Annotated in this window: 11 protein-coding genes; all 11 read right to left on the reverse strand. The window is 35.8% G+C overall.

The window, feature by feature from the left end:
* Nucleotides 1–13 precede the first annotated feature (13 nt).
* The 11 genes from BFL47_RS13325 to BFL47_RS13375 all read right to left on the reverse strand — a co-directional run bounded on the left by BFL47_RS13325 (nucleotide 14) and on the right by BFL47_RS13375 (nucleotide 14,764).
* Nucleotides 14–613, reverse strand: coding sequence for a sugar transferase (locus BFL47_RS13325; protein WP_069660292.1), 600 nt, complete (start codon nucleotides 611–613; stop codon nucleotides 14–16).
* A gap of 9 nt (nucleotides 614–622) precedes the next feature.
* Nucleotides 623–1,909, reverse strand: a complete 1,287-nt coding sequence (locus BFL47_RS13330; protein WP_245681372.1) for a DegT/DnrJ/EryC1/StrS family aminotransferase — start codon at nucleotides 1,907–1,909, stop codon at nucleotides 623–625.
* Nucleotides 1,910–2,014: 105 nt separating this feature from the next.
* Entirely contained in the window at nucleotides 2,015–3,109 is a 1,095-nt protein-coding gene (locus BFL47_RS13335; RefSeq protein ID WP_069660293.1) for a glycosyltransferase, read from the reverse strand.
* 37 nt (nucleotides 3,110–3,146) lie between these two features.
* Nucleotides 3,147–4,004, reverse strand: coding sequence for a glycosyltransferase (locus BFL47_RS13340; RefSeq protein ID WP_245681373.1), 858 nt, complete (start codon nucleotides 4,002–4,004; stop codon nucleotides 3,147–3,149).
* 39 nt (nucleotides 4,005–4,043) lie between these two features.
* Nucleotides 4,044–5,210, reverse strand: a complete 1,167-nt coding sequence (locus BFL47_RS13345; RefSeq protein ID WP_069660294.1) for a DegT/DnrJ/EryC1/StrS family aminotransferase — start codon at nucleotides 5,208–5,210, stop codon at nucleotides 4,044–4,046.
* Nucleotides 5,207–6,652 (reverse strand): lipopolysaccharide biosynthesis protein, encoded by a 1,446-nt coding sequence (locus BFL47_RS13350; RefSeq protein ID WP_069660295.1) that lies wholly within the window; start codon nucleotides 6,650–6,652, stop codon nucleotides 5,207–5,209. Before BFL47_RS13350 ends, BFL47_RS13345 begins: the two co-directional genes overlap by 4 nt.
* 19 nt (nucleotides 6,653–6,671) lie before the next feature.
* Nucleotides 6,672–7,685 carry an acyltransferase family protein gene (locus tag BFL47_RS13355; RefSeq protein ID WP_069660296.1) on the reverse strand — a complete coding sequence of 338 codons (1,014 nt, stop codon included), beginning with the start codon at nucleotides 7,683–7,685 and terminating at the stop codon, nucleotides 6,672–6,674.
* 53 nt (nucleotides 7,686–7,738) lie between these two features.
* Nucleotides 7,739–8,272, reverse strand: coding sequence for a UpxY family transcription antiterminator (locus BFL47_RS13360; protein WP_069660297.1), 534 nt, complete (start codon nucleotides 8,270–8,272; stop codon nucleotides 7,739–7,741).
* A 285-nt stretch (nucleotides 8,273–8,557) separates the two neighbouring features.
* Nucleotides 8,558–10,807 (reverse strand): GumC family protein, encoded by a 2,250-nt coding sequence (locus tag BFL47_RS13365; protein ID WP_245681374.1) that lies wholly within the window; start codon nucleotides 10,805–10,807, stop codon nucleotides 8,558–8,560.
* Between the two features lie 93 nt (nucleotides 10,808–10,900).
* A complete protein-coding gene (locus BFL47_RS13370) occupies nucleotides 10,901–11,665 on the reverse strand; it encodes a polysaccharide biosynthesis/export family protein (RefSeq protein WP_069660298.1) in 765 nt (254 codons plus the stop codon).
* A gap of 204 nt (nucleotides 11,666–11,869) precedes the next feature.
* Nucleotides 11,870–14,764, reverse strand: a complete 2,895-nt coding sequence (locus tag BFL47_RS13375) for a triple tyrosine motif-containing protein (RefSeq protein ID WP_069660299.1) — start codon at nucleotides 14,762–14,764, stop codon at nucleotides 11,870–11,872.
* Nucleotides 14,765–15,100 lie beyond the last annotated feature (336 nt).

Consider the following 15,100-nt stretch of genomic DNA (forward strand, 5'->3'; position numbering starts at 1 on the left):
AATTTATAAACAATTAGCGGTTAAACACAATATTCTTTATAGTTAACAGAATGATCTTCATATCTATCCATAGATTATGATGGTCAACATATTTTAAATTCTGTTTAATCTTATCAGGTATCACCTGTTCAATATAGAAGGTTTCAGGATTTGCAGATGTTGCTAATAATTGATTTTCATTTATATATGTAATAGAGGCCCAGTCTGTGATTCCCGGCTTCACACTTAATACCCGTTGTTGCTGTAAATTATATAAGTTTACATATTTGCTCACCTCAGGTCTGGGTCCTACAAAGCTCATTTCTCCGGTTAAAATATTAAATAATTGGGGCAGTTCATCAATCTTATATTTTCTTAAAAAATAACCGCATGGGGTAATTCTACTATCACGAAATCCGATTGTCAACTCTCCTGTCTGATCAGCACCTATTCGCATAGTCCTGAATTTTAATAAGCTGAAAGCGGCACTATTGCGTCCAATTCTGGTTTGACGGTACAGGACTCCTCCCTTTGAATTTATCATGATACAGATCGATACCAGCAAAAATAAAGGGATCAGCAATATGATTCCTAACAACGATACCAGTACATCAAAAATCCTTTTACTACTCATGACTTTTAATTAAGATGCAATTTGTATTAAATCACTATTCACCGTGTGCAATTGAACTGCTTCTATCGTATTTTCTATGATATAATCAACCTCCACATCCGTTAATTGTGGATATATGGGCAGTGATATTTCGCAGGAATATTGCTTGTAGCTATTCGGATAATGTTCAATATCATATCCAATGCTTTTAAAGTAAGTAAGCATGGGCATTGGGATAAAATGCACATTAACTACTATGCCTTTACTTAATAAGAAGTCGATAATTTGATCCCTTTCGGCTTCGGTAATACCTTTAACCCGTAAGGGAAACAAATGATAAGAGGATTCTCTACTCCGATCTTTCAATGCAGGAGGAATAAACCAGGGAAACATGCTAAACAAGCGGCAATACTTCATGGCAATTTTTTTCCGGAGCGGCAATAAAAGTGTTGGATATTGCCTAATCTGAGCGAGCCCCACTGCCGCACAAATGTCAGGCATATTGATCTTTAGCCCTTTAAACAAAATATCGTATCTCCAGCTGGCACCCATTGCTTTAGCAAAGGCGTCTCTATTTTGTCCGTTGAGCGAAAAGATCTTTAAAAAATTATACTCCTCTTTATTATTAAAGATTACAGGAAGATTCAGACAGATGCATCCACCCTCAGCAGTTGTAATATTTTTCACGGCATGGAAAGAAAAAATAGCAATATCACTTTTTTGAGCAGAAGGAACGCCTTTATAGGTAGCTCCAATGGAATGAGCAGCATCAGCAATCAATATTATTCTGCCCATAGCTGCTTGTTTTTCAGACTCCGGAACGAATAGTTTATTAATATCAGGGTCTCTAATCAGTTTATTGATACTATCATAGTGACAAGGCCAACCTGCAATATCGACAGCTAAAATTGCCTTCGTTTTACTTGTTATGGCTTTTCTTATCTTTTTGGGATCTATTGTAAAATCGTCCAGTACATCCACCATTACAGGTGTTGCTCCGCAATTCAAAACGCATAAAGCAGTCGCACAATAAGAATAAGCAGGAACAATTACCTCATCTCCTTCTTTCACACCAAACCATTTTAACATCATGATTGCTCCTGAAGTCCAGGAATTTACACATACCGCTGCCTTAGAACCGGTCAAATTCATAATTTCTATTTCTAAGGCCTTAACTTTAGGGCCCGATGTGATCCATTTTGAATGGAGCGTATCAACTACCTGATCAATCACGGATTGATCAATAAATGGTGGAGAAAAGGGAATATTCATAGGGTTGATTTTTGTAAATTCCACAATACTTGATACTGTACTCATGATCAGTATTCTCTCGGTAACTTGATATTAAAATCAAATAGTTGAAGAAAACCAATCTGCTATACAAGTTTTAAACAGATTAGAAAAATTTGCATTTAATTATAATTATAGATCCTCGATTATTTTTTCCCATTTAGCGGAAATAACATCCAGCGCATTGGTTTGATTAATTAATCGGGCATTAACAGCTAATTTAGCTTTCAGAACAGGGTCAGATAGTACCTTAAAAATAGATTCTGACATTTTTTTTATACTCTTATTTTGAATCAACAAACCGTTCTTGCCATGATTGATAATTTCTGATGGGCCAAATTCACAGTCCATTGCGATACTGGGGCAACCTATACTCATCGCTTCAATCAAAGCATTCGGATAACCTTCTTCTCTTGAAGGAAGGACAAACACTTCTGCCTGATGATAATAATCTTGTAGATTTGTCTTTGAACCTATCAATTGCACGCTGGAACCTAATTGAAGCGAATCAACTTGTTTCCGAAGCGCTTCTAATTCTATCCCTTCCCCAGCGATCAGCAAATCGGTATCGGTTGACTTTATACTTGCATAAGCCTCAATTAACTGGTCAAAGCCTTTTTCGTATGATAATCGGCCGACCCCTAATATAAATTTTGAGGAATGAACTCTTTGATTAGAAAAAGAGGTAAAAATAGTAACCGGATTTTTTATGACTACTAAATTAATAAGATGCTGAAATGCTTTAATCTTTTTCAATGCCAATGCAATCCCTCTGGAAGGAAGCACTACAGCTTTAGCCTTACTGTAAATGACAAAAGTGATCCATTTAAGAAAACTTCCAAATTGGTTAAGCGTATGATCAGGAGTTGTTCGTTCTGATACAATATAAGGAGTGCGTGTCAAAAGGCAGGTAATTCCTGTCCACAGATTAGCACTGGTCATGAAAGAAATCACAATTATTGGTTTTTCAGTAATTAAAAGGTTTACTAATTTACAACCAGTAAGTGCCGCATAATACAACCTGTAAAACACACTGTTTGCCCTTCGATCTATTAAATAAATGACTTTAATTTCCTGAGGGATTGTATAGGATGATTCAGCATAGTTGAGGCAAATGATATGAACAGCATAATTACGTTGCTGTAAATAACCTGCAAGAGTACTTACCACACGCTCTGCTCCACCACCTTGTAACGTATTGATCACAAAAAACAGCTTGCCTTTCATTTTTACTTTTGAGGATTAAAATCAAGAATCTATTATACTAGATTAGCTTGGTCAATGTATGGTATGCCTTAGAAATATTTAAATTCCTCATATCAAATAGCAGATACCGGGATATGTACATTTTTAGCAACTCCTTTTTAGATATGGATGAATAACGAAAGTTGTTGATTATTACATTAAAGTCACTGATCATTCTGCCCTTTCTAACTTTCCCATCTATCAGGCTCCATATACCTCCCCGATGTAAACGATACACAGCCATCACATCAGGTAATACGTAGATCTTTCCATTTGTCCAGGCCATGATATACAGTTTAAAAAGTGTGTCAGTTCCAAATGTTTTATAATACCAATCTTCAGCACCAATTTGTTTAACCCATCCATTATTCCTAACTACCAGGGAACAGATTCTTGTTTCTTCCTTTTTCCCCAGTAAAACATCATCAAAAGAAAACTCCAGTACTTCCGGTTTTTTATTTATGTAAACAAGCTTCCCTTGCTCATCTATCACTTTGGTATAATGGCAGCAAATAACATGTTGGGGATGGCTCTCCATAAAATCGACCTGTTTTTGTAACTTCAATGGATCACTCCAATAATCATCCCCATCACACATCGCAATATATTTCCCTTTTGCTTTATTAATTACCCTCACCTGGTTTTTTATTGCTCCTACATTGCTATCGCTAACTAAAAGATGAATTACATCAGGATATCTGCGGGAATAAGATTCTATAATCGCTCTGGTCTGGTCGGTAGAGCAATCTTCACCAATTATTATTTCAAACTTAAAATTGGTAGTTTGCATTAGAAAACTATCTAATGCTTGTTTGATGTATTTTTCATGATTATATGAGATACAACATATACTCATCATTATTTCAAAATTCTTCATTTTATTTTCTTTACGACAACAAAAGGGTCACCGTATTCATTAAACTTTTCCGTTTACAGTATCCATCATTCTGACTATCTCTTGTGCAATAGCGATCGGAACTTCTTCCTTCAAAGTTTGATCAGGTAAATAATTTTGAACCCTTAGTATTATTCTTGTAATCAGATCCAGGTCAGAAAACGTTAGTGTATGATAAAGAGGCAAACAGAGGATCCTTTCCACAACAGACTCACAAACAGGCAAAAAAGTATAATTCACATAAGGTAAAGATGCCAATGAAGGATAGAAATAGCGGCGGCAATAAATCTTTTCTCCCTCTAAAGCGGTTAAACACTGCTGCATCAGCTCCTTTGAATCAAAAAGTACCGGAAAATAGGCATAGTTGTAATCCTGATCCTTATTAAGTCGGGGATACTTTGCCTGCAGATATTGTAACTTTTGCCAATAATACGAAGACAGCTTTTTCCTTTTTTCCAATATTTCATCCACATGTTTTAAGTTACATAGACCCATAGCAGCATGGAACTCTGAATTTTTAGCATTGATGCCTAACTCTGTAAACTCGTTAGGCCCATTATGTCCGAAATTTCGCATAAAAGCCATTTTCCTTAATAACTCAGGACATTGAGTAAACACAGCCCCCCCTTCTATACTATGAAACAACTTGGTAGCATGAAAACTAGTGGTACTGATATCTCCATATTCATACACCGACCTGTTCTTATACTTGGTACCAAAACAATGCGCCGCATCATAAATCACTTTTAGATTATGCCTTGATGCTATAGCTTGGATAGCATCAATATCACATGGATTACCAAATACATGAGTAGCCACTATAGCGGATGTTTCCGGTGTAATCGCTTCTTCTATTTTTCGAGGATCAATATTAAAAGTCTCCGGATCTATATCAGTAAAGACCGGTTTGCATCCCTGCCACACTATACTGCTGGTAGTCGCTACAAAAGAAAATGGAGTGGTGATAATCTCACCAGTCAATCCCAGGGCTTTTATCGCTAGCTGAAGAGCCATCGTACCATTCGACACATAGAGTAAATGTTTCACATCGAGGTACTCCTTCAATTTTAGCTCCAATTCATTGACCAATGGGCCATTATTGGTGAGCCATTGACGTTCCCAAATGCTATTTACATAATCATCGTATTCTTTTACTTTAGGAAGAAAGGGTTTTGTAACTGGTATCATCTTCTTAAGATTAGTTGTTTAAAATCGTATATAGCATCAAGTTGGGCCAGGTGACTAAAGCCCAGGTAAACAGTAAAGAAGGTAAATGAGTCAATAAGGAGTCTTCCCAGATCAGGAAGATGTAAATTATGTTGTAGAAAAATATCTAAAAAATGACATACAATACCGGTAGCGGCTGACAGAATTAAGGTTGGAAGAATATCTTTAAGCTGTTCCTTAACCGGATAATTAATCATTTTACCACTGTAAAAAGAATTGATGTAACAAGCCACTACGTTGAATAAAAGCTGAAAATAAAGTAAGCCATAGATTCCAAAGGGTATCACACAAAAAATACCTGCTATACTGATCGTTTTTTTAATACCCTCCAATTTTAAAAGAAGGTCACTCCTGCCCTTTACCTTCAGAATATTAAGATTATAAGCATGGAGCGGATAAAGTATTCCAGCAATACACAGGATTTTAAAATAAGGCACTGCCGGCAACCATCTGTCGGTAATAAGGAACCTGAAAAGGGGCTCCGCAATTACATATAACAAAACCAGACATGCTGCATTCCAAAAGATCACTTGCTGCATCAGTTTTTTATATACCACCTTTAACCTGATGTTATCCTGTGAGATGGATGCAAACATGGGATAGGTTACTTTGTTCATCGCAGTAGCTATATTACCTGTAGGGAGCTGGCTAAGTGAATCTGCCCGGGAATAATAACCCAGTTGTGTAGCCGAATAGTTCTTACCTATAATAAGCACATATATATTCTTGTATAGAATTTCAAGAAGGCCGGATAAAGTCATTTTATAGCCAAAGTTGAAATGAGTCTTAAAGCTTGACTTATCGAAGATCAGCGAGGGTCGCCAACCCGATAGTACCCAATGAAAAACAGTAATCAAAAAAGATTGCAGGATATTCATCCATACCAAGCTCCAAACGCCATAACCCTGCATGGCCATTATAACACCTAATAGTCCGCCGGCCAAAACAGCAGGAATTTGTATGATTGTTTGGATTTTAAAATTCATAGCCTTCGTTAGCCTGGCGTTTTGAATTTCATAAAATGCATTCATAACAAATACGATTGCATATACCCTAATCACAGATATCAAGATTTCCTGTTTATAAAAGTGTGCAATATAGGGTGCCAGTGAATAAACCAAGGCATAAATGACTATACTTCCTCCTAAGTTGAAGAAGAACACGGTTGAGTAATCTCGTTGAGTAACTGCATCAGACCGGATTAAAGAGGAAGAAAGACCACCATCCACTAAAACACTTCCTGCCGCCATAAAAACGGTTAGCATCGCAATTAAACCAAATTCTGATGGTGCTAATAGTCTGGCAAGAATGATCGTAATACCAAAACTAATTAGCTGAACTCCAAACTGCTGACTAAAAGTCCATACCAATCCTGAGACTGTTGTTTTCCTTAAACTGCTCATAAAGCTTAACTAATCGGGATTATTGAATTAGGGATTCTACTACTTTATCAGGATACTGTTTCCTAGAATATTGCAGATTTCTTAAAAAGTATAGGATAGGTTTTTCCAGGTATCTTGCCACCAGCCAAGCAATTCCAATCAGTATGACAACACACAAAAAGATCACCACAAACTCATTTGAAATATATAGTTTCAACGTCTTCATCAAGATGAAACCAATATTTTGATGAAGCAGATACAGCGGATAAGAAACATACCCCAGGAATACGAGTGGCCTAATATTCAAAACCTTTAGCTTATTATAAACGAACAAATAAAAGAGGAAGAAAATACCGGTAAATGCATAAATACATCCAGCACTTTGATGTATCCAGATCCCAGTACCTAAACAAGCGGCGATTAGTAAATGATCAGTAAATCCTCCATTATTGAATTTCAGGTTATAAAACAATATTCCAGCAAGAAAGAACATACCATATTTAAAATTTAAGAAATAAGCGCCAAAAGGAAATAGACCCTGTCGATTTAACAACATCAATAAAAGCCATGTTAAGGCAAGTACTTTAACTTTAGGAAGCCAGCCCAAATAATAGATAAAGGCCATGGCCGTATAGAAAAACAATTCTGGTAAAAGTGACCAATAGGCTCCATCTATATTTCGCACTTCAAATACGCCCTGAATCATACTCAAATTCATTATTATTTCATAAACCGTAAAGCCTTCTTTTCCAGGCTGCTTCCATAAAGAAATGATAGAGAGGGTAATGAGTAAACAAATCCAATAGGTAGGGTATAATCGGGTAAATCGCTTAAACGCAAACTCTTTCACATTGTTCACCTTTTGCAAAGTCATGTAAATAACAAATCCGCTAATTACAAAAAAGAGTTCAACACCATAATGGCCATAGATCCAGTCGTACTTAACCGGATAATTGTGTCCATAAATTTCCCTGAACCGGCTTGTATAATGAAATAACACCACATTCAGAGCGGCAAAACCTCTCAAAACATCCAATTCTTTTAAACGTGTCATAATTATTGGAAGAGGTGCAGTATGAACTTATTATTTCTTAGGTAAATCTATTTTTAACATGCAGGAACCAGACAAAGATCTGAAACGGAGATTCTGGTAACCATAGCACATTCCAGATTATCGAATAACATGAGTACTGTTTTGCCGCAAATCTTAATCACCTTGCCCTCATGATTACTGAATATTCCTTGTTTTAACAGTACTTTGTCTCCTACTGAAACAGTATTATAACTTACTACTTCTGCATCAGGATGTGTCATCAGTAGTTCTTTGATTTTATTGACCTCCTTATCCCGGATTATCGCAGGCTTACCCATGTAATAAATAAAATTGAGTACCCCATAAGTTTGTCGTACAGCCAACTCCTCTTTCAAATTGACATGCACGAATACATAGGAACTGAACAGGGGTAATTCTACCATTTTTGTCCTGTCTGACCATTGACTCTTAACCGTTCTTAAAGGGCAAAAAGAATCGATGCCTTGCTGTTTCAACAGCTGATCCACTTTCTTTTCCCATCGCGCACGGGTGTAAATCACAAACCATTTCCGTTTGATTTCAGTGTCTAAAAATGTTCGGGTTTCCATAAAATGATTGAATAGGTAGGATTTAAATTTCTCTGTAAGGCAAACATAGCTTCGCTAACTCACTCCCATGATTGCTTTTGAAATGCTTTTAAATAAAGCTTTAGAAATTTGATTTTTTATAAAATCAGAACACATTGGTTTATAACACACCTTCATTAATCTTTTAAGATCAATTCGATATCAATTGTAGAGTAGATTTGATGTATTTAATATATTTGACTGGTTTATTATATTGTAAATTGGTTAAATATTTAAAACTGTATAGAACAACAAATTATATAAAATTTAAGCTTTCATTTCCTGTAACCCATACCCTCCATATACATATGCTTTACGGTTTTCCTTCTTGGCATCATTAAACACAAGCATTAAATTCTTGAGTTTTTTGTTTTCAGAAATATCCTCTAGAATCCCCAATTGCATTTTTTCTGTATAGTTATATCTGATCAGATAAATGCCGGCATCCGTATATGGCGCAATGCTAAAGGCATCCGCTACCTGCCCAACAGGTGAAGTATCCACAATAATATAATCAAACTCTTTTCTTAATTTTTCAAACAGAAGTCCAATCTTGTAACTCATAAGTAATTCAGATGGATTATCGGGTAGCGTTCCACATCCTATTACATATAGGTTAGGAGCAATATTAGAAGGTTTAATTACTTGATTCAGCTCTATATCAGGATCAATCAGGTAATCAGTCAATCCCTTTTCCTGTTTAATATTCATATCCTTTAATAAATCAGGCTTACGAAGATCAAATTCCAAAATGACCACCTTTTTGTCTACCATTGCTAACGTGATACCCAGATTGATACAAAAGAAAGTCTTCCCTTCCCCTTTCATTCCTGAAGTAATCAGCAGTACCTGATTCTGAACAGTATCATTCATTAATCCCAGGTTTGACCTGATGTAGCGGAACAATTCGGATATCGTAGTACGGCTACCTTTTTGAACGACAATACTAGTCTTACGTTCTTCATTATGACTCAATTCCCCGAGAATCCGCGTTCCAAAAGAGAGCTCCACATCACTTATGTCCTGCACTTTTGTATTCAATTTATCCTTCACATATAGAATGGAGAAGGGCAATAAAAATCCGCCTAAAAGAGAGCAGATGTAAATTAATGTTGTTTTAGGTTTAGCGGGAGCAGTATTGTATGCTGGCCGGTCTATAATTTGAGAGGTAGGTATCGTTGAAGATAAAGACAATGCCGTTTCTTCTCTTTTCTGTAATAAGTACTGATATAAACTCACCTTTACACTTTGTTCTCTGCTTCGCTCCTGTAAGCCCCTTTCAATACCAGGAACGTTCCTGATAACTGACTCATATTGAGAAGATTTAGACTGTAAACTATTGCGCTCTAATGTCAGGCCTCTTCGTACATTTTTTAAGTTTTCTTTTATATTACTTTTAAGTCCGGCCAACTGGTCGTTAATGTTTAAAACAAGTGGATTATTAGGCCGGTTGTAACGCATCAAACGCTGTCTTTCCACTTGAAGATCGTTATACTTGTCAATCAAATTACTCAATGTCTGATCCTTTAAACCAAGAGTACTAGGTACCAACTGATACCTTCCATCAGCCTGACCAAGATACCTTTCCAGAGACCTTATTAAATTCAATTGAACACTCGATGTTGAAAGCTGCTGGTCGTAATTACCCGAATTCTGAAGATTTATTTGCGCATCGGCATTAATATCAGTTACCCTATTCAACCTTTTATACTTTTCTACATCACCTTCTACTACCGACAAGTCATTAGTGAGATACTTCAACCTGTTATCAATGAAGCGGATCGTATTACCCGCCATGATATTTTTAGTATTCACATTCTCCCTGTTATAATTCTCAATCAGCTTGTTCAGAATATCTACCCCTCTTTGAGGAATCGGATCCAGGAGACTTAGCACAATCGTATTTGCATCCTTGGCAATAGGCAACACGGTAAGCCCGGAAAGGCTATATGCTTCGGCCATTCTATACAAATCCTTAAACTGAATAATCACTGGTGAAAAATTAGCACTGAAAGAAGGACCCTTTTCTATTTTAACCAGGTAATCATTCGTTTTTATAAGTTGATCAAATCTGTAAAGCACTCTTCTCCCTTTACTTTCAAGAGTAAAACTAGAGTTGTCTTTAATAACCAGTTTCAGAATTTGAGCATAAGCGCCAGGATTCAACTTATATACCACAACGCGAACCGGCAATGATTTGCCATATAATTCCTTATCCTTTATTTTCCCTTCTACCATATAATGGATATCCATAGACAAGCTTTTAAGTACATTAAAAATCAAGTCCCTTGAACGTAAAACCTCCATTTCATTATCCACTGTTTTAGATATATGAAACATATTAAGATCACTGAATGCAGTTCCTTTGCCCCCTGCATCACCTTTTACATCGTCCTGTATCAACAAAGTACTACTAACTTTATATTGCGGTGTAGAATAAGCCAGATAAGCGTAAGCGGCTCCTAAGCTCATACCTATACATAAAACAAAAACGTACCAGTTTTTAAGATACCTCATTGAAGTTTCAAGTAAATTATTTTTTACTTGATAAGCTTGTTGTTGTTTTTGATTGATTAAAGCCACGGTGTCAACTATTTACTTATTGTTTGTTTATCGATTAAGAAAAGTGGTCGCCAATACCGCTACTGCAGAAATAGTCGCTATAACAAGCGGCATAAGGCGATTATTAGGACTAATATCTATTGCTTTTGCTTTATCCGGCTCTACATATACGATATCATTCTGTTTCAAGTAGAAGTAGGGTGAATTAAGAATATCACCCTTGTTTAGGTTCATGCGAATAATTGTACGTTTACCCTCAATCTCTCTGACTAATAAAACATTTTCTCTTTTACCGTAAGCAGTCATATCACCCGCCATACCCAGAGCCTCTAAAACATTCATCTTCTCATTGGTCATGGTAAAAGTCGAAGGATGATTCACCTCTCCGATTACCGTTACTCTAAAGTTCAGGAACTGAATATTTACAATTGGATCTTTGACATAGTTATTCAAACTTTTTATCACCGTTTGCTGTGCTTCCTCAATCGTTAATCCCTGAAGGTGAATGTTCCCTGCAACCGGCAAGTTTACATTGCCTAGTTTATTAACACGAAATCCTTCTTTCTCAGAATAACCGTTTTTATTCATGTTATTCGAATTTACAGCAAACAAAACATTTGATTCAGTACTTAATGTATTAATCGTTATACTCAATAAATCATTGGTTTGAATTTTAGGCTCTATATCGTTAGTAATTACCTGACTTTCTCCTGATTTTCCAGTTAGATCACTAAAATAAACCAGATTCCTTCTAGGCGAACATGAACTTAATAAAATTAAGCTCAACGAACAATACATATAAAATTTGAACATAAATTCTATTTTTTACTTAACAACCACCTACTGTTTCTAACTGGTATGTAAATCTATATCGAAATTTTAAAAAAAGGAATGATTTATAGAGGTTGTGCTAGAAGTGTTATCATCAAACGAAACATGCACACTATTACATAAATATCATCACCAATTAATCAAATAAATCAACAAAATAACAGGGTGAAATATTAATTCAACAGCTCAATCCTGGCTGGTAACCTGTAAGAGATAGTCGAATAAATTGGTATCGGAGGAAATCTGCAACTTCTTTCTCAACCTATACCGGCTCACTTCAACAGCACGGATCGTGATGCTCATTAACTGAGCCATCTCCTTTGACGATAAATTTATCTTCAGGTAGGCACAAAGTTTTAAGTCATTTGAACTCAGGTTAGGGAACCTGGCTTTTAATTTACTGATGAAATTTGAATGAACATGATCAAAATGTATGGCAAACTGTTCCCAATCAGCAGTACTTTTTTCCGCTTCATTCAATAGGCGAATTGCTTTTTTAAGTTCCTCCGCACCATTTTCCTCATCCTTTAAAAGAGGGGCTAATTCCTCCTTAATTTTTGATATCAATTTATTATTCTGGATAAGGTGCATACTTGTCGTGGCCAATTCTTTGTTTTTAAAGTTCACCTCTGCCTCCAGCTTTTCATTTTTCAACCTGACTATTTCATTTTCATTCCGCTCAATTTTAACCTGATACTGGTATTTAAGATACTCTTGTTCCTTAGCATGTTTCCTTTTCTGCCATTGGCTTAACAAGTTGAATATTCCTATTACAACCAAAAAATAACATAGATAGATCCAATAAGATTCATACCAGGCAGGTAATATAGAAAAGCTATAAGTAACAGTCTTGGATTCGTTACCCAGATTATTCCTGGCCTTCACCTTAAAAATGTAGTTACCTCGCGGAAGATTGGTGTAATCTTTTTCGCTTTTAGAGTTCCATTCCGACCAATCACGATCAAACCCACTCAGTTGATAACTAAACTCTATAATATTTTGCTGCTCATATAAGGCAGAGGAGTATTCGAGATGCAGCGAATTATTTTCATGCGTCAATTCTACACTCTCTTTAGCATTTTGCTGCGACTGTATTTTATTATCCGCTAAAAAATAACCTCCATAAATGATGCTGTCTTTCCTACCTGAAACCTTAATCAGCGAAAGGGTAACATTTATAGGCTTTATATTCTGGATGTACTTTTTATAGTTGATATGTATCAGCCCACGGGTAGCTCCAATAAATACATTCTCTTCATCAAATGGATATATATTTTCAAAACCTGCTAGTACCTGTGCATTTAATTCAGGAAAGAAGACGATGGTGTATTTCTTATTTCCAGAAGGCTTTTTAAAGTCAACAACACCTGCCCTCTTGTAGCTGACAAACCAAATGTTACCCACTTTGTCTTCCTTCAGATAATGATAAACATTATCTTTAAAAATAAGACCAAGAAAGGTGGATGGAGCAAACCGCTGCGTTTTATCATTGAATTCATAAATACCCTTTGTTGTTGCTATTACAATTCTATTTTTAATCTTTGCTACGTAATTTCCTAAAGATGATGGTAATCCATCTTTATCTGTAAACAATTTAGTCTCGGTTATCCTCTTCCTGCCGGAAGATAATTTCATTCTGTAAACGCCTCTATAAGGATGCGAGGCCCATAATACACCTTTGTCGGCGATAAGAAAACGCAAAGGTTCATTAAGGCCCTTAACCTGACCTTTATTAATAAACTGGTTATTACTGAAATCAATAGATTGTAAACCGGTGTAGGTTCCTGCTATTATACTTGAGGAAGGGCCACTGGTTGATAGCGGTTCAAATAGCCAGGTTCCGGGAGATCCATATAACTGTTTTGCGTTGTTGTTTTCAATCACAAAAGCACCATCCTCATGACCAAGGAGTAGTTTATTATTTACTTCGCTCATGTTCCACACCTGGCCTGTGGTATTTGCAACTTGTTTAAAATCCTGCCTGGAGAAACTTAAGTCCTTATTATTTACTTGTAAACTATTGTAAAACAAACCATTAGATGTACCTACGTACAAGGAATTATTAAATATTAATGAACAATAACTACTGGTTTGTTTTTCCTTATCCGGATAGATATATTTAATAGCATTATTAAACGCAATAAAGTTGATACCATCATCAAGTCCTAACCACAGATTGCGGTTTTTATCCATGAAAATGCTTCTTAAATTATTTTTGTACAAGCCTTCTATTGATGAAAATTGCTGTATAATTCCTCCTTTTTTATCCATGATATAACAACCCGCAGAAGACGTAGCAACTGCAAACAAATTGTTGTTAACGGTAATCGCTTTGTAAAGACGGTTATTTTTAAAGGTTTGATTATAAAGACTCTCCTTTCGAATAAAAAAGTTTTTGCCCATCAAATATAATCCACTTTTCAAAGTAGTCACCAGAAGTGTATCAGTACTATAATTTAAGATAGATGTAATGTAATCATGGATGGGATTTGCTTTGAATACGGTTGGCTGCCAGCTGTTATTTTCAAAAACAATCAAGCCTTTTTTCATATCCTGCGCATAAAGCTTCCCATTAACCTTACCAATGAATTGCCAGGAACTTTCAGGTTTATACACTTTAATTAACCCATCCTTTAAATGAAACAGCTTATTTGTCGTACGGAAGAACACCTCATCCATTATAATCACGATCTCCCAAACATCCGAAAACTGACGATCTTTAGCAGGTATCCGGTTTTTTAAAGAATGGAATTTAAGCGATCCGCTTTGATCAGGAAAGAAGTACCCCAACTCATCCTGAGCACCGACAAATATTTTACCAGCAGCATCTATTTTAACAGATCTTACTATGGTGCGGTGTGGCAAAGCATACAATTTCCAATGCCTTCCATCAAAACTTAATAAGCCTTCATTATTTGCAAAGTACAGAATCCCATTCTTGTCCTGGTCGATATCCCAGTTCTGTGTACCCCCTTTATAATCCAGATTACTATAAGTATTTATTTGTGGAATCCCTATAGGATTCTGAGCGTACAGCTTTGAAAAGGAAAACAGAACAATGATTAGATAGATACACCTCATGTAAAATTATACAGAACTAATTTTAAGATTGATAGTTTGAATTAGTTATTAGAATAAAAACAGAATATGTGCAACTTACTTAATTGCAACAATAAATTAAAATCCCAAATGCTTAATAGGTTTATTGGTTAATAAAAACAGCATTTATTAAGTCAAATATACAACATGATTCTTAAGGGGTAGTAGTAATGTAGTACCAAATTTTCACTGTTTATCCATAATTAAGATTCCAGTTCAGGTATTGTTGTAGCGGTCAAATCCGGTTCCGTTTGTAGAGTATTTATATTTGCACTCAAATTATAAACGCTCTAACGATGCTAATACTATAAATTAGCA

It is taken from the genome of Arcticibacter eurypsychrophilus (assembly GCF_001730525.1).
GTDB lineage: Bacteria > Bacteroidota > Bacteroidia > Sphingobacteriales > Sphingobacteriaceae > Arcticibacter > Arcticibacter eurypsychrophilus.